The sequence below is a fragment of the Desulfuromusa ferrireducens genome, assembly GCF_055389805.1.
The window spans coordinates 1919498-1934911 of the sequence record NZ_AP042415.1 but is presented as its reverse complement, the minus strand read 5'-3'; the positions used below and the strand labels follow the sequence as shown (position 1 = coordinate 1934911).

The following is a 15414-nucleotide window of genomic DNA, read 5'->3' as shown; positions in this document are numbered from 1 at the left end:
GTGAACCATGTCGGAACATAGCCACGAACCGGTTCCCTACCGGACCTTTATCCTGATCTGGATCGCCCTGCTGATACTGACCGGAATAACCATCGCTGTCTCACGGATAGACCTCGGCCACTGGAACATTTGGGTCGCACTGGGGGTCGCCTCGATTAAATCCAGCCTGGTGATATTTGTCTTCATGCATCTGCGTCAGGAATCAAAACTGTTTAAAATCGGCCTATTGGTAATGTTGACGATCCTGGCAATTTTCATCGGCCTGACCTTTTTTGATGTGCTCTACCGTTAGGAGAGATTTGTGAATCCGCTGAGCAATCCGACGGCCCAAGCCGTCGACAATGTGCTGATCTATATTTTCGGTTTCTCGCTGTTGTTGCTGCTGGGAATCACCGTTGCGACCATTTATCTGGTAGTCAAATACCGCCGTTCCAAATACCCGGAACCAACCTCGGATTGCCACGGCAACTTGTGGCTGGAAGCCATCTGGACCCTATTGCCGACGCTGATTGTGTTGACCATGTTCTGGTACGGCTGGACCAATTATGTCGGTCTGCGGGAGGTTCCCCCAGACGCACTGGAAATCAAAGCAACTGCCCGCATGTGGTCCTGGCAGTTTGAATACCCGGATGGGCGTCGTACCAGCAAGCTCTATGTGCCGATCAACAAGCCGATCAAGGTTATGCTCTCCTCGACTGACGTACTGCACAGTTTTTTTGTCCCAGCCTTCCGGGTCAAACGCGACACCGTGCCAGGGATGGAGACCTACGTCTGGTTCCAAGCGACAGAAGCTGGCAGTTATGACATTTTCTGTGCCGAGTATTGCGGCGTCGGCCACTCCGACATGACCACCAGCGTCGAAGCCTTGAGCGAAACCGAGTACGCCAACTGGTCTCGACCGCAACTACTGTCATCAGAACCAAGAGGCTTGATAGTCCTCAATGAACTTGGCTGTACCGGTTGCCACAGCCTCGACGGCAGTGAGGGCATCGCCCCCAGCCTGTTTCAGCTCGTCGGACAAAAACGCAAGATAGTCGCCAACGGAAAGACCCAAGAACAGAATATTGATGAAGATTACCTGCGCAGGGCTATTCGCGATCCAGAGGTAGAACTTGTCGAGGGCTACGATCCGATGATGCCCCCTTACGATACCGACGCGATCAGCGAAGAGGATCTACAGGCGGTCGTCGATTACCTGCTTGGCAAGCTGGCGAGCGAACCGACACCAATGCTGGATGCGCGACAACTCCTGGAAGACAATGGCTGCCTCGGCTGCCACCCTTCCGACGGCAGTCAGGGAATTGCGCCAACATTTAAAGGGCTCGGTCAACGGCAAGTCACCATCACTCGTGATGGCAGTGAACTGACAATTGCAATCGATTCCGGATATCTGCGGCGTGCCCTGGTAACACCGAATGCCGATCTGGTTAAGGGCTATCCGCCGATTATGCCAGCTGCGAATTATCTTTCCGAGGCAGAGCTTGACGCCATCATTCAGCATTTGTTGCAGCAATAGAGAACCGGGACCTTATGCCGACACCATTGACTCAATCGCCGCTAAGCTTTGCACAACTCAGCCTGCAACAGCTGATCGTATTGCGCCAACTGAGCAGGCTTGAACTTTCCGTCATGGTGGCTCTCTCGGCATTAACCGGTCAGCTGTTCGCCGCAGGTCGCTGGGTACCGACATCTTTGCCACTATTTCTTGCTGTTGCTCTGCTGGCAGCCGGTTGTTCAGCTTTAAATCAATGGCAAGAGCAGGATCTGGATGCGCGCATGGAACGCACCCGACAACGTCCATTGCCGGCAGGAAAAATGACTGCAAAGGCGGTTCTCTGTCTGGCCCTGACCAGCATCGGCAGCGGCCTGTTGCTGTTGAGTCTGCTCTCCGGGTCACGGCCGCTGCTGCTCGGCCTGTTGGCGGCCATCTGGTATAACGCCATCTACACCCCCCTCAAGCGACACACCCCGTTTGCCGCCCTACCTGGGGCTATCTGTGGCGCGCTGCCACCACTGATCGGCTGGACAGCGGCCGGCGCACCATTATTGGCAGCGGAAATACTGATCCTCTCCGGGACCCTTTTCCTCTGGCAAGTTCCGCACAGCTGGCTGCTCCTTTGCCATTATCGTAAGGATCTACAGCGCAGCGGCCTGCCGGACCTATTTCAGACCATTCCGACCGACAGGCTACTGAAAATAAATAACTGCTGGCTTGCAGCACTCGGCATTTGCTACCTGCAATTTGTGCTGTTCGGTTTTATCTCCAGCTCGCTACTGTCAGCAATTTTCCTTACCGGACTGACAGCTATCGCCTTTTCAATTACCACTGAAACACGCAAAGAGGCGCAGCAGATTGCTCCGCTACGCCTCTTTCACTTAACTAATTTGTCGATGGCACTATTGCTGACGATTCTGTTACTCGACAACTCCGCCCTTTTTTAATCAACGCCATCCTTGAGGGTGTGACAGACAAAACATCCGGTTCCAGCAGTACCTCCGGTTGTTGAAGCCACCATTCCATCGTAACTCCAGCGCAGCATATCTGGAAATTCACTGCCATGAACGCGATGACAGGAAAGGCACATCACCTTGTCGGTTCCAGGTGACACGGTAGAGGACGGTCCACCCATTGATTTCAAGGCAGCGACATTGGGACGTGCGACGGGAACCTGTGGATCATATACGGTGTAGTCAGCATATTCACCGGTCGCGGGCAAGACAAATCCCGCAGGATGTCGAAGCCAGGGACTACTCGGCAACCCCATATCATCAACTCCGAGAGCATTATCTGCATCTCTGAGAGAATGGTAACCATCGTGACAACCGGTACAGAAATCACTCATACCATGCCCCGTGGCATCATAAGGGCTATCCTGATATTCGTTGTGGATTGCTGAGGTCGGATCCTGCTCCCAGTCCGGGTCTTCAATACCGACCATTGCCGGAACGCGATGGCCACCATTGTCTATGAATTTGACCCCCGCTTGATTGATGAACCGATAACCGCCACCAGTCCCATCCACATATTTAGCGTTTCCACTAAGCATAACTGTTTCGTCGTTGGCGTGATGGGCCGGGTCATGACAACCGATACAACCATTACCGACGACCGGAACGGGATCGAACGAGGTGGCAATTGAGGCAAGCGAGGCATGGCAGCCGCCGAGTCCGCTACCTCCTCCATTGCCTCCATTGCCGACCCCACAGCTGGCGGTTGTGCCAGGTGCTCGGCTAAGAATCGAGTCAACGGTCCGGACATTGTGACCGTATTCATCCCCCAAGGTTTGCACCCAGTGGAAATTACCTCCGGCAAGAGGCTTATTCGGCTTGGCAACATTGTAAACGATGGGAATACGCGATTCGCCAAGGGTGACGATCGTTTCTGAACCGGTCGAACTATGACAGCCGATACAATTATTGATCAGCAGGTTTTCCACCGAATAGTTTAAACTGTCACTCGGGTTGAAAGCGGCAGCCTCTCCAACTGTCACTCGGGTAGAAAAGGCACTGCCATCCTGTGAATTGTGCATGGTGTGACAATTGACACAATCCCCTTTGACCATCGCAGCAGCAATTCCAGAACACAAGAAACAGAGAATTATCGCCGTTACTATGCAATTAAGACCGACTCTCATTTCGTCCCCTCAAGGCTAAATTCTGACAGAAAAAGTTCAACCCCGGTAACTTACCGGAATCCTGCAGTGCAGACATCAAAATATTTCCTCATGAAATAGCCGAAGTACGAAAAGCTGTTACTTAGGTCACTAATTGCCTACTTGATTATTCTTCCCTAATTAGACTGACGAACCTGCAACCATTCCCCGCCAAATATGATTAAAATTGTTTAAATAAAAAAGCGCTCCGGTCGATTCCGCAGCGCTTTTCACATATTCCAACGATGAGTTTAAGCTAAAGAATCTCTGGCAATTCAACCCCCATCCTTAAGGGTGTGACATTGAAAGCATCCCGTTCCGGCAACACTTCCAGTCGCCCCGGCGATCATGCCACCATAGTCCCAGCGCAACATATCCGGATAGCGGCTGGCATGGGCACGATGACAGGAGAGGCACATCACCTTATCACTGCCAGGGGTAACCACGGCTGACGGGCCACCCATTCCCTGCAGAATGCTAATACTGCCGCGTGCCACCGGGACATTCGGATCATAAGTCGTATACCCAGCGTACTCACCTTCATCCGGCAACACAATACTGGCAGGATGCCGCAACCAGGGGTTACTGCTATCGCCCCCATTGGGCGAACCACCAACCGGCCAGGAATGATAGGTATTATGGCAGCCACCACAAAAATCACTCATCCCCTGACCGCTGGAACTCGTGGTTGGACTAATCGGGACCCCATAGGCTCCCGGCGCAAAAGCCTTATCTGAATCCTGATACTCATTATGCGTCGCAGCACTCGGGCTCTGCTCCCAATTCGGGTCTTCGATACCGACCACCGCTGGCGGGTTATGGGGTGGAATATCAAAAAAGTTTTTCCCAGCCTTGTTTAAAAATCGGTATCCTCCCCCCGACTCATCAACATACTTGGCCCCTCCAGTGAGCAGATGCTGTTCGTCATCGGCGTGATGGGCAGGATCGTGGCAGCCGACACAGCCATTGCCCCTGATCGGGTTGAACAAGGGACCCCCACCTGGTGCATAACGAATTTCGGCCAAAGAATAATGACACCCCTTAAAACCACAGTTATTAGGCACCACACCAAAGCTCGTATCCCCCCCGGGAGCCACCTGCAGCACCGTATCCCTGACACGCACGTTGTGTCCGTAACCATCACCAAGATCATCAACCCAAAAAAAGTTCCCGCCAGCTAAAGGCTGGTTGGGCCTGGACAGGTTATAGACAATCGGAATCTTCGTTTCGCCAAGAGTTGTGATCGTGCTGGAAGTTGTCGAACTGTGACAACCGATACAGGTATTACTCAACAGGTTGACGACTTTGAAGTTATCCGCATCATCCGGATCGAAACCAGCATCGGAACGCGTTCCGATTGCGCTGCCATCCTGAGAATTGTGCATAGTATGACAGTTAACACAATCTCCCTTGACCATGGCCGGTGAAAAATCCGGAAAAACAAGAAAGAATAAAACCGCACAGAAAAAAGGCAGGCAAACAAATTTGATCCACATCAGCAAAACCTCCAGCACAAACAAATCTAAAACAACATCAATTCCCCACATTATTAATCAACAATACCTCACAAAACAAGTAAATTTTTAACCACTAAAATCATCACATTTAAATTACAGCACCTCTCAATACTTGCTTTCCGCTACAACATAAGGCACCCTTAACGCCTTATTTACTTATTCAGATTTTTTCCGCAGGAGATATCCTCATGCAACACTTTGCCCTCACGATAATCGGCCGTGATCGCCCTGGGATCGTATCTCAGGTTACTGAAATTCTCTACAAACTCGGGTGCAACATTGCAGATTCAAGCTGTTCGATTCTCGGTGGCCAATTCTCAATGATTTTGATCATCTCCAACCCAGACATTTCCAGTAAAGATGAGTTTGGTGATATTTTTGCTCCCCTGGAACAGAGCAACCTCTCGGTGTTTATCCGCACCCTGAAACCAGGCGGAGAGAAGCGTGTGGAATTAAACGGTGAGCTCTGCATGATTTCGGTGTATGGCGCTGACAAACCCGGCATCGTCTTTCAGGTCGCCAAAGAATTGGGTGACAGGAAGATCAACATCACCGATCTCAACACAAAGCTGATCGGCGATGAAAAGCGACCGGTTTATGTCATGATGATCGAAGCCCTGCTTCCAGAGGGAGTAGAGGTCGAAGAGGTCGAAAGCTGGATGGCTGAATTGAAGCAGAAGCTACAGGTCGATATCTCGGTACGTGCGCTGATCGCCATGGAGCTATAATCAAAAATGGCTGTTAAAGAAATACTCCTCTACCCCGACTCACGCCTGAAAGAGACCTGCGCACCGATTGACGACTTTGACGATTCGGCACGCTCCCTGCTAAAAGATCTCGTCGACACGATGGTCGATGCCGGACATTCGGTCGGCGTAGCGGCGCCGCAGATCGGCGATATTCGCCGCGCCGTGGTCGTCGATGTGTCGCACAGCAAACTGGGCAAAAAACAGAAAAATCATGGCTTACTGCAGATGGTCAATCCGGTCGTTATCGAAAGAGAGGGCACCCAGGTGGTCCGCGAAGGCTGCATGTCAGTCCCCGACTACACAGGCAATGTCACTCGTTCCGAACGGATCGTCGTCCAGTTTTTAAACCAGGAGGGAGAGTTGCAAGTCATTCCTAGCGAGGGGTTCGAGGCCATCGCTATCCAGCATGAAATGGACCATTTGGATGGCTATCTGTTTCTCGACAGGGTGTCAAGCTTGAAATCTGACCTTTTCCGCAGGAAGCAGAAATAACGCTGATCAGATTTTTTTCTGTTGATAACTGTCTTGCAATAAGGCAACAACAGCGACGGCAGCCGGCGAGAGAGTCCTGCCGCGCAAACGGACCAACCAGAAATTCCGTTCGACACGCATTCCAGCAACTGGCACCTGGCACAGTTCACCAGCGGCTAATTCACGGCGAACCGATCGCTCCGAAACAAAAGCACATCCATAACCGGAGGAGACCACCTGGCGTACCGCCTCATTGCTACCCAGCCGCGCTGCTATCTGCAACCTGTCGGCAGCAAAATTGATCCGCCGCAGTTCCCGATGAAGAGCCTGCTCACTGCCGGAGCTACTTTCTCGGGCAACCAGGGGTTCGGTCGTCAAGTCATCGAGAGAAATCTCCCCCCGACCACACCAGCGATGTTGCGGACCGACAATCAACACCAACAGGTCATCACCCAAGTCTTTAAATTCCAGCTTACGATTCTCATTGCGGCTGCCAACCACCGCCAGTTCGAACTCAGCACTGAGCAAGCGATCGATAATTTCCTGACTGTCGCCGCTTTGCATGCTGATAGAAACACCCGGTCGCGATTTAGCCAGCGACGGCAATATTTCCGGGATCAGATAATTTGCCGGGATATTGCTGGCCCCGAGCAACAGTTCCCCTTCCTGCATGCCGTTAAAAGCAGCCATTCCCTGATGGAGCTGGTCTCGCTCAGCAAGGATTCGCCGAGCATGCCTTAAAAAGACCTTCCCCCCTGCCGTTAGCAGTGCGCCCTTCTGGGTCCGGTCAAACAGCCGGGTATTAACCTCATCTTCCAGGGCAGCGATATGCTGGCTGACTGTCGACTGGGTCAAACCGATAATTTCGGCTCCACGGGAGAAACTTTTTGTTTCGGCAACAGCTACAAATAAATCCAGTTGGCGCAAATTCACGTTCAAATCCCCATCGAAAACCTTTTTAAAACTATCGCTGCCCTAACAGAGCCTTTTGATGCTGACGAAAAGCTACTCCGCCTTAAGCGTATTGATAAACTGATCGGCCTCTTTAATTGATAGTTCCATGTCTCGAATCAGGCGAGAAACATCCGTTTCGATATTAACCAGTTCCGACTGCAGAGCCGCAATCGCGCGGGCATTGAGATTATGCTTCAAATACAGCACCTGATCACGCAGGGGATTAAGAACCGGATCGATCTTGGCTTCGGCCTTTTTCATCGCACCGATCAATTTATTATAGTGAGTGCGGGTCTGCTTTAACTGCCGGGCACTGGTCTGGCGTAAATTACTACTGGTGTACTGATCGAGCTCGTCCTCCCATTCATCAAACAACGCCTCGGCGACATTCTCAACGGCGCTTACCCGACTGCGGACTTCATCGGCCTGATCCTCGCTCTCGTCCAAAACATCCTTGAGCTGATGGTATTGCTTTTCCAATTCACCACCATCGAAAGCCAAAACACTCTTAAACTGCTCCAACGCCGAAGTAAACTGTTGCTTGGTTTCCAATTGACTATCACGAGCCGCCTCAACCCGGTCAACCAAGATATCCCGTTTGTGAATGCCGATCTTCTCCATCGCTCCGTAATAAGCACCACTGCAACCACCGACAACCATCACAAGCAAAAATACACTCAACAGACGGATCATAAAGTTCTCCCTTGATTTCAATGCCACACTAGCCATTCGCAAGACAGAGGCGACGATGCCTTCTCCTAGATTCATAATTATAAATAACTAACAAAACATCCCGATTCATGATATTAATCATAGCTCACAATATGTGTTCGTCAGTTACTATATCACCAATTAAGTCACGGATGGTCATCAATGCCCCTGCGAATGTTTAATTTCATCCACAACCTAACTGACATTCGCGGTCGCTCGACGCTCGTCGTTAATGCCCGCTGGTTGCTGCTTATCTTGGCCGTTGCCTACGCTGCATGTGCCTGCCTGTTCTATATTCTCAGCGATCGCGGTCTGGCGATCGCCACCACGCAAATAACCGTCATTGGACTCAGCTTTGTTGCCATCCTCAGTTACAACATCATCTACCATTTTTTTTATGATGCTATCCGTCACTTTAAATATGTCGATCATTTTCAGATTTTACTCGACTTGTTGCTGGTCACAATTTTGGTCTATAGCAGCGGCAGTGTCGTCAGCTGGCTCTGGGCCCTCTACCTGCTGGTCACGCTGGAAGCCTCGATTCTGCTGAAAGATAGAAACGAAGTTTGGTCATTAGGCACCCTCGGCGGTCTGATCTATGGCTCATTGCTCCTGCTTGGCTACCTCGAAATATTGCCGCAGGTCAAGATGCCGTTCGTTGAAAACAATCTGAACTTCCAACCTCTCTACCTGATCCTCCACTGGCTTTGGGTTTGTCTGCTCAATGCCACCATCGCCATTGCCGGGGCCGCACTGATGGCAGTCATTCGCCGCGAGCGACAGGCGGTCAAAGAAAGTGAGCTAGAAAAACTTGCTTTTATGGAATCGGCCCATGACTTGATCTTCCATTGCGACCCGGCCGGTGAATTCCTTTATGTCAATCCCGCCTGGGAAAATGCTCTCGGTTACGGCATAGACGATCTCGCCGGGAAAACCATCCTCGACTTTGTTGATGACACGTCAAAATATCGCTGCATGGATGAATTCCGCCGTGCATTACGCGGCGAGGAGGTTTCCACCCTCGAAGGCGATCTGATTTCTCGCTACGGTATCCATGTCATGGTGGAAGGCTCCTTCTCCTGTACCTTCGAAAATGGCCAGCCAGTATCGATGTGGGGCATCTGCCGCGACATCACTGCCCGAAAAGAGGCGCAGGAGCAGTTGCACCACATGGCTCATCACGACATGCTGACCGACCTGCCTAACAGGTTGACCTTTGCCGACCGACTGACCCAGTCCAAGGCTTTAGCAAAACGACAAAAAAGATTGCTGGCCCTGCTATTTTTGGATCTCGATCGTTTCAAGATTGTCAATGACACCCTTGGTCACGCCGTAGGCGACATGATGCTGCAGGAAATTGCCAATCGGCTACAGGGTTGTGTCCGTGAAATCGACACCGTTTCGCGCTTTGGTGGCGATGAATTTGTTATCCTGCTGGTAAACCCCAATAGCATTGCTGACATTGAACGACTTTCGCAACAAATCCAGAAAAAACTCGGCCAACCGATGATTATCGATGGCAATGAGCTGTTTATCACCACCAGTATCGGCGTCTCAATTTTCCCGAATGATGAACAAAGTAGCGATGGATTGATTAAAAAGGCAGACATTGCCATGTACCAGGCCAAGGCGAATGGTCGTAACAACTGTCAGTTTTACTGTTCAGATATGGATATGCACGCGCAACGCCGTCTGGTACTTGAGACCGGCCTGCGTAAAGCCCTCGAAAAAGAAGAATTTTATCTTCTTTATCAACCTAAGGTCACCCTGCAGGACAACCGGATAACCGCCCTCGAAGCACTCCTGCGCTGGCAACATCCAACGCTGGGGCTGATTCCACCAAACGATTTTATTTCCTTGGCAGAAGAATCGGGACTCATCGTCCAACTTGGCGAATGGGTCCTCCGCCAGGCCTGCAACCAATTCATAACATGGCAGAAAGAGGGTTTGCCGCCGATTAGAATCGCGGTCAACCTCTCCGGCTTTCAACTGGAACGGAAAGATTTCGTTGAACGAGTAAAGTGTATTCTCGAAGAAATCGGCGTAGAAGGGCAGTACCTCGAATTTGAAATCACCGAAACCGTTATCATGCAAAATCCGGAATTCGCCGTCAAAATTCTTAATCAACTCCGTGATATGGGTATTCACATTTCAATTGACGACTTCGGTACCGGCTACTCTTCTCTGGCCCACTTGAAACGCTTCTCGGTCAACACACTGAAGATCGATAAATCTTTCGTCAATGACGTCGATCTCAATAGTACCGACGCTGCCATCGCCACGGCGATAATCGCCATGGGCAAAAGCCTCAACCTGTCCGTGATCGCCGAAGGGGTAGAAACAAAAGGCCAACTGGAGTTTCTAAAAAAAGAAAAATGCCATGAGATGCAGGGCTTTTTATTCAGTAAGCCACTGCCAGCAGATAAGATCGGTGAACTGCTGGTCAATAAAAATCAACTTTAAACCCGTTATTGCACTCAGCCACGCTCGCCCCAATAGCCCATTAATCAACTCCAGACAAAAGCCCAAGCATTTGCGCACGAAATTTGCCCGCACCACCATTGGCCGGGTGCCGCACCTTAGTCGCAGGAATTGCCAACTGCTGCAGCTGGGCCGCTGACTTTTCGCCGACCGCAATCACCTGCTCGAAGCCTCCCAGAGCCAGCATCTGCTGCAACACCTGGTGTCCAGCCGCCAGCTCTTCATCCTTGGGAGTCCGGTTACTGAGCAAACCCTTCCCCGGCTGATAGGGGTGCCATGGAAAGGCGTTCCAAAGCACTACTGTACGCGGATCGATGCCGTACTCGGCGAGAAAACCCCAGACGATGGTCGCCGTTGGCTCGGTGAACCCCAGTGGCTTTAACTCCGGGCGACTGGTCCGCCGCGGTGTCAACCCACTGAAGACCAACTCTGGTGTGAGATTTTTGTGGGCAAGGCCGCCAAGCAATAAACGCTCAGAAGTCATCGGAATACCGCTGAAATGACCGCCCTGATAGCCGATCGCTTCAGCTAATAGCAAAGTTTTTGCGGTCCCGATCCGCTCTTGCAAATAGTGTTGCAATTGTTGCCGCCGGATCTGCGCGCCGTGCTGATCGCAATCATGCTGCGGATCGCTTTCCCCCCAGGGGTTAAAAACCGCTGCTGAACGATAAGCACTGAGGGCAGCGACAAAGCGCTCAGGCATGGGTCACCATCTGCACCAAAATAAACGGCTGCACAATCAACAGACGAAAGGGTTTGTCGAGCGTGACTTCCCAAGCGGCAGTCTGCTCAGCCGTTGGCTTGAGCAACTGCCCGGCGGCAATCCAAGCCTCGACCTGAACCTTGTCATCCTTCGCCACGGCAACCGCCGTATCGACAAGGTCCAGCTCATCGGCAACAATGATAATAGCGTCCCGTTGCATATGGATACGCAGGTCCCGCCAAGTTACATCGGCAATATCGGTTTTAAACTGTTCGGCAATATCGGTCATCAACTGTCCTCCGGTAAAAGTGCTGCTGGAGCATAACCAGCTCTGCCAGAGAGGTCAAGAATCGAACCGGCGGGTTTTCATGGGTCACAGCTAAAGAATAAAGCGTCCTGTACCGACAAGTGTGCTATTGTTAGCTAACGATAATTTTTATCGTTCTTCGCATGAGGTTTTACGGATGATGGCAAAAGAGCCTGATCTTGACGTTGAAGTCGGCATAAAACTGATCAGCGAGATCAAAGAAGAAGCCTACGATCTGCGCATTGAATCTCACAATAGTCAGTTGGAATGCCGGGTCAGCATCACCGTACACGATCAGGAAAACAGCATTACCCCGGCGGAGCTGATCAACCTGCTGAAGATGCTGGACATTTCTGAATCTCTCGATCTTGAACAATTGGCAATTTTCTGCACCGAAGCGGCCAATGGCGACAATCCGAGCAACTTCCTGCTTGCCTCCGGCAAGGAACCAACCTCCGGAAAAGACGGTTATTTCGAGCTATTTGTCGACACCGGAGAGGACGGGATTGAGCTTGAGGAGGACGACCGGGGTCGAATCGACTTCAAAAGCATCCAGGCCTTCACGAACATTGAACCAGGGCAACTGATCGGCACGATCGTCCCCCCAGAAATGGGCCTCGCGGGCAAAACCGTTACGGGCCTACCTATCCCAGCGAGCTTGGGGGATCCAGCCAAAGTTACCGCCGGCGATGGGGTTGAAATCCGCCAAAAAGGCACTGAAGCGGTCGCCACTAGAGCAGGTCGAGTCACTTTTGAAAAAGGCATCCTCGCAGTAGTCGAAGAGTTCGTAATTGGTGGCGACGTCGACCTGAAGGTCGGCCATATCAATTTCAACGGTTTTGTCGACATCAAAGGGGACGTGCTTGACGATTTCAATATCAAGTCGAGCAAGGGCATAAACGTCACTGGCGCTGTCGGAGCTTGTCGGCTGGAATCGGACGGGCCGATCACTATCGGCACAATGGCGGGCATGGGCCTCGGCCTCATCCGCTGTCGAGGCAATCTGACCGCCCGCTATCTCAACCATGCAACGGTCGAATGCTGGGGGGATGTCCATGTCGGCAACGAAATCAGAAATTCATCCATCAAGGCGACTGGCCTCATCAGTGCCCCCAAAGGACTCATCACCGGTGGCCAGGCGATTGCGTTGGAGGGAATTGAGGCGAAATTTCTCGGTTCTAAATCGGGCGTCAAAACCTACCTGACTGCCGGAGTCTATTTCCCTGAAACTGATCGCCTGAATTTCTTGCGCACACGACTGAAAAGTATCGCCTACCAACTGAAAAAAATAACTGAAACGCTACCGGCACTGCACAGAAAACCGATTGACAATATGCGCCGGGCCTTACGTGAAGCGATCGAGCTGCGGATTGGCATCCTCACCCAGCGACAGATTAACATTGCTGAAGAGCAAGAAGACCTCTCTGAAGAACTTTCCAATTTCCAGACCAATGAGCACCCGACCAGAAATCCCAAAATAAATGCTTTAACTGCAATCAAAGAAGGGGTTATTATCAACCTCGGAGAAGCCGCAGAAGAATTAAAGCAAGAAATCAGCGGCCCGGTTTCCGTTATCGAGAATACGCAACACGGGGGCATAAGGCAATTAAGCCTCTCGCCATTAAAAATATCGGCCGAACACCTGGAAGAAACGGCACGTGACGAAGAAACGACAGCGACCGAGTAAATAGCTGATATCCCGCTCAACAGATCGTGGAAACCCAAGGAGATTGTCTGAATGCAAGACTCTGAGCTGAAGCAGGCCCTGCGGAAAATGCTGCAAGCCGAACTGGAAGCAATGCACTACTACCAGCAGGCCTGCCGCTTCGTCAAAGATAACGGTGCCAGTTACCATTTCAACCTACTGGCTCAGGAAGAACTGGAACATGCACGAGCCTTTTATGCAGTCTATCCGGACAACGATCTCCCTGAATTTGATGAGTTAGTCAAAAACTTGCAAAGCAGTAAAGCAGTCTTAAATACGATTGATCCACAATTGATGGGCCGGCTCGATGAACGCTCGGCGCTACAACTGGCGATGAAGATGGAAGAAGAGGTCGCCAACAGCTTACAGCGGCTACTGCAGGACGTGAGCAGCCCGGCAGCGAGAACGGTCATCGAGGAGAACATAGAATCAACCCTCGGCCACCTGCAATTGATAAGGGAAGACTACCAGCGGATCTTCGAGCCACCGGCAGAAGATTAAATCCATTGGTCCGACGAACAAAAAAGGGGCAATCCACACCGTGGATTGCCCCTTTTCGTTTATAAAACAATGCCCCTAGGAACGTTTTTTCAACTGGTCGATCACCCGCTGCGCCGTTTTATTGGAAGAGTCAACACAATCGTTCAAGCCGACCCCGTTAAAAGCATTGCCGGTAAGCAACAGGTCAGGCTGTTCCTGCAGCGAGGCCTCAATCGCCAGTAAGCGCTCAGCATGGCCACGGGTATACTGAGGAATCGCGTGCTGATGGCGGAAAATACGAACAAAGTCAGGCTCGGCGGTAATCCCCATAATCTGTTGCAAATCGGCCATGGTCCGCTGCTTGACCTCATCCTCCGACAGCTCAATGGCCGACATATTGGTCGCCCCACCCATCATCGATCGCAGCAACACCTGTCCTTCAGGCGCCCGGTTCGGAAAGATACTCGAATCCCACAGGGTCCCCAAGGTATTACGCCCCTCCGCTTTAGGCGTCAGGTAGCCAAAGCCATCGAGATCGCGGGCAATCCGCTCGCGCTGATAACCGAAACAGACCACGTTCATGGTTGCGTAAGGAATTTGTTTGAGCAATGCAGAAGTGCTAGCGCTGACCTCTTGCAACATTGACGCAGCAGCATAAGCGGGCGCAGCACTGACCAGGATTTCAGCCTCAAGCTGTTCGCCGTTCGCCAGGCGCAGTAGGAAACCGCCATCTTTGCGCACCACCTGTTCAACGGCACAGCCAACCTTGACTGTCCCCTTCAAGCCCTTGCCGACGCCATCGGTCAACTGCTGGATCCCCTCTTGAAAAGAAGTCAGGGTACCGCCAGGTCCGGCAGCGCTGGCCACAACCTTGCCGGCCTTCTGTTCGGCACGCTTCTTTTTGGCCAGCTTAAGCATCGCCTTGAGCAGACCACCGTGCTCCTGCTCGAGTTGATAAATTTTCAGGAAACAACTCTTCAAGCTCATGGTTTCCGGATCACCGGCAAATATCCCGGACACCATCGGCGCGATCAACTTGTTCAAAGCCTCATCACCCAGCCGGCGGCGGCCGAATTCGGCCAGCGTTTCATCACTCGAATCGGTACGTTTCGGCACCAGCAGTTCACCGGCCAAACGCAACTTGCCAGGCCAGGAAATCAATTTTGACTTGAGGAATGAAGGCCCGTTTTCCGGCAGGCGGTGTAACATTTTTTCAGAGTAGATGAAGCGCTTGCGGGCGTTATCATCCGAGCGCATCAACTGATCACTGATCCCCAGCGAAGCACAAAGATCTAACGTCATCGGCTTATTATCAAGAAACCCATTCGGGCCCCACTCACAAAGAAAACCCTCTTCCCGGCGCGACCAGATTTTCCCCCCGGTCCGATCCTGCTTTTCAAGCACCAAGGTTTCTACCTCGAGATCAGCCTGGCTAGCCAGTTGTTCGACAGCGTACGCGGTTGCCAGCCCGGAAATCCCAGCACCGATGATTACAACACGGGTCATATCAACTCCTGCAACAAGTAATTAAAAAATTGCTAATCCGGCCGAAATATTACTCCGTAAACAGGGGCAGGTCAAGCAAGCCCAAACTTGCTGCTCTTAAGCGCAGCTTCTACTTGACGCCCGCAGTCCTGCTCCATATAGTTGTGGCTTCAAAACGTCTAAATTAGGAGTAACTCT

The 15414-nt window shown here is 51.6% G+C and carries 15 protein-coding genes; 8 read left to right on the top strand and 7 right to left on the bottom strand.

All coding sequences use genetic code 11. The features are described from left to right. Positions 1 to 7 precede the first annotated feature (7 nt). From ACZ5PT_RS08775 to ACZ5PT_RS08765, 3 genes are read left to right on the top strand one after another with little or no spacing between them, the layout of a single operon-like run. Positions 8 to 292 (top strand): cytochrome C oxidase subunit IV family protein, encoded by a 285-nt coding sequence (locus tag ACZ5PT_RS08775; protein ID WP_464266442.1) that lies wholly within the window; start codon positions 8 to 10, stop codon positions 290 to 292. A 9-nt stretch (positions 293 to 301) separates the two neighbouring features. Continuing rightward, on the top strand, positions 302 to 1516 hold the full coding sequence (gene coxB / locus ACZ5PT_RS08770) for a cytochrome c oxidase subunit II (protein WP_464266441.1): 1215 nt from the start codon (positions 302 to 304) through the stop codon (positions 1514 to 1516). A gap of 14 nt (positions 1517 to 1530) precedes the next feature. After that, positions 1531 to 2442, top strand: coding sequence for a UbiA family prenyltransferase (locus tag ACZ5PT_RS08765; RefSeq protein WP_464266440.1), 912 nt, complete (start codon positions 1531 to 1533; stop codon positions 2440 to 2442). Here the strand turns inward: ACZ5PT_RS08765 and ACZ5PT_RS08760 are convergent. Together ACZ5PT_RS08760 and ACZ5PT_RS08755 are read right to left on the bottom strand one after the other, a co-directional pair. Then, positions 2439 to 3635: a cytochrome c3 family protein gene (locus ACZ5PT_RS08760; RefSeq protein ID WP_464266439.1), complete on the bottom strand. Its 1197-nt coding sequence runs from the start codon at positions 3633 to 3635 to the stop codon at positions 2439 to 2441. The genes ACZ5PT_RS08765 and ACZ5PT_RS08760 overlap by 4 nt on opposite strands. Before the next feature lie 293 nt (positions 3636 to 3928). Continuing rightward, positions 3929 to 5149: a cytochrome c3 family protein gene (locus ACZ5PT_RS08755; RefSeq protein ID WP_464266438.1), complete on the bottom strand. Its 1221-nt coding sequence runs from the start codon at positions 5147 to 5149 to the stop codon at positions 3929 to 3931. A gap of 209 nt (positions 5150 to 5358) precedes the next feature. Here ACZ5PT_RS08755 and ACZ5PT_RS08750 point away from each other — a divergent pair, with 209 nt between their 5' ends. Together ACZ5PT_RS08750 and def are read left to right on the top strand one after the other, a co-directional pair. Then, positions 5359 to 5898, top strand: coding sequence for a glycine cleavage system transcriptional repressor (locus ACZ5PT_RS08750; protein WP_464266437.1), 540 nt, complete (start codon positions 5359 to 5361; stop codon positions 5896 to 5898). A 6-nt stretch (positions 5899 to 5904) separates the two neighbouring features. Beyond that, entirely contained in the window at positions 5905 to 6411 is a 507-nt protein-coding gene (gene def, locus ACZ5PT_RS08745) for a peptide deformylase (protein ID WP_464266436.1), read from the top strand. 6 nt (positions 6412 to 6417) lie between these two features. Here the strand turns inward: def and ACZ5PT_RS08740 are convergent, their stop codons facing one another. Together ACZ5PT_RS08740 and ACZ5PT_RS08735 are read right to left on the bottom strand one after the other, a co-directional pair. Continuing rightward, positions 6418 to 7323: a selenium metabolism-associated LysR family transcriptional regulator gene (locus ACZ5PT_RS08740; protein ID WP_464266435.1), complete on the bottom strand. Its 906-nt coding sequence runs from the start codon at positions 7321 to 7323 to the stop codon at positions 6418 to 6420. Positions 7324 to 7395: 72 nt separating this feature from the next. Next, a complete protein-coding gene (locus ACZ5PT_RS08735) occupies positions 7396 to 8037 on the bottom strand; it encodes a DUF2959 domain-containing protein (protein WP_464266434.1) in 642 nt (213 codons plus the stop codon). 180 nt (positions 8038 to 8217) lie between these two features. On the opposite strand from ACZ5PT_RS08735, the gene ACZ5PT_RS08730 reads away from it, so the two are divergent. After that, positions 8218 to 10518 carry a putative bifunctional diguanylate cyclase/phosphodiesterase gene (locus ACZ5PT_RS08730; protein WP_464266433.1) on the top strand — a complete coding sequence of 767 codons (2301 nt, stop codon included), beginning with the start codon at positions 8218 to 8220 and terminating at the stop codon, positions 10516 to 10518. A gap of 40 nt (positions 10519 to 10558) precedes the next feature. On the opposite strand, the gene ACZ5PT_RS08725 is transcribed toward ACZ5PT_RS08730, so the two are convergent. Both ACZ5PT_RS08725 and ACZ5PT_RS08720 read right to left on the bottom strand, forming a co-directional pair. Further along, the gene (locus ACZ5PT_RS08725) at positions 10559 to 11239 is read right to left on the bottom strand and encodes a uracil-DNA glycosylase (RefSeq protein ID WP_464266432.1); all 681 of its coding nucleotides are present in this window, start codon (positions 11237 to 11239) and stop codon (positions 10559 to 10561) included. Next, positions 11232 to 11528, bottom strand: coding sequence for a DUF2288 domain-containing protein (locus ACZ5PT_RS08720; protein ID WP_464266431.1), 297 nt, complete (start codon positions 11526 to 11528; stop codon positions 11232 to 11234). The genes ACZ5PT_RS08725 and ACZ5PT_RS08720 overlap by 8 nt, the downstream gene beginning before the upstream one ends. 175 nt (positions 11529 to 11703) lie before the next feature. Here ACZ5PT_RS08720 and ACZ5PT_RS08715 point away from each other — a divergent pair, with 175 nt between their 5' ends. Together ACZ5PT_RS08715 and ACZ5PT_RS08710 are read left to right on the top strand one after the other, a co-directional pair. Continuing rightward, complete coding sequence (locus ACZ5PT_RS08715; protein ID WP_464266430.1) at positions 11704 to 13233, top strand: DUF342 domain-containing protein; 1530 nt, start codon at positions 11704 to 11706, stop codon at positions 13231 to 13233. 51 nt (positions 13234 to 13284) lie between these two features. Continuing rightward, positions 13285 to 13752 (top strand): ferritin family protein, encoded by a 468-nt coding sequence (locus ACZ5PT_RS08710; protein WP_464266429.1) that lies wholly within the window; start codon positions 13285 to 13287, stop codon positions 13750 to 13752. Positions 13753 to 13827: 75 nt separating this feature from the next. On the opposite strand, the gene hemG is transcribed toward ACZ5PT_RS08710, so the two are convergent. Continuing rightward, positions 13828 to 15237: a protoporphyrinogen oxidase gene (gene hemG / locus ACZ5PT_RS08705; RefSeq protein ID WP_464266428.1), complete on the bottom strand. Its 1410-nt coding sequence runs from the start codon at positions 15235 to 15237 to the stop codon at positions 13828 to 13830. Positions 15238 to 15414 lie beyond the last annotated feature (177 nt).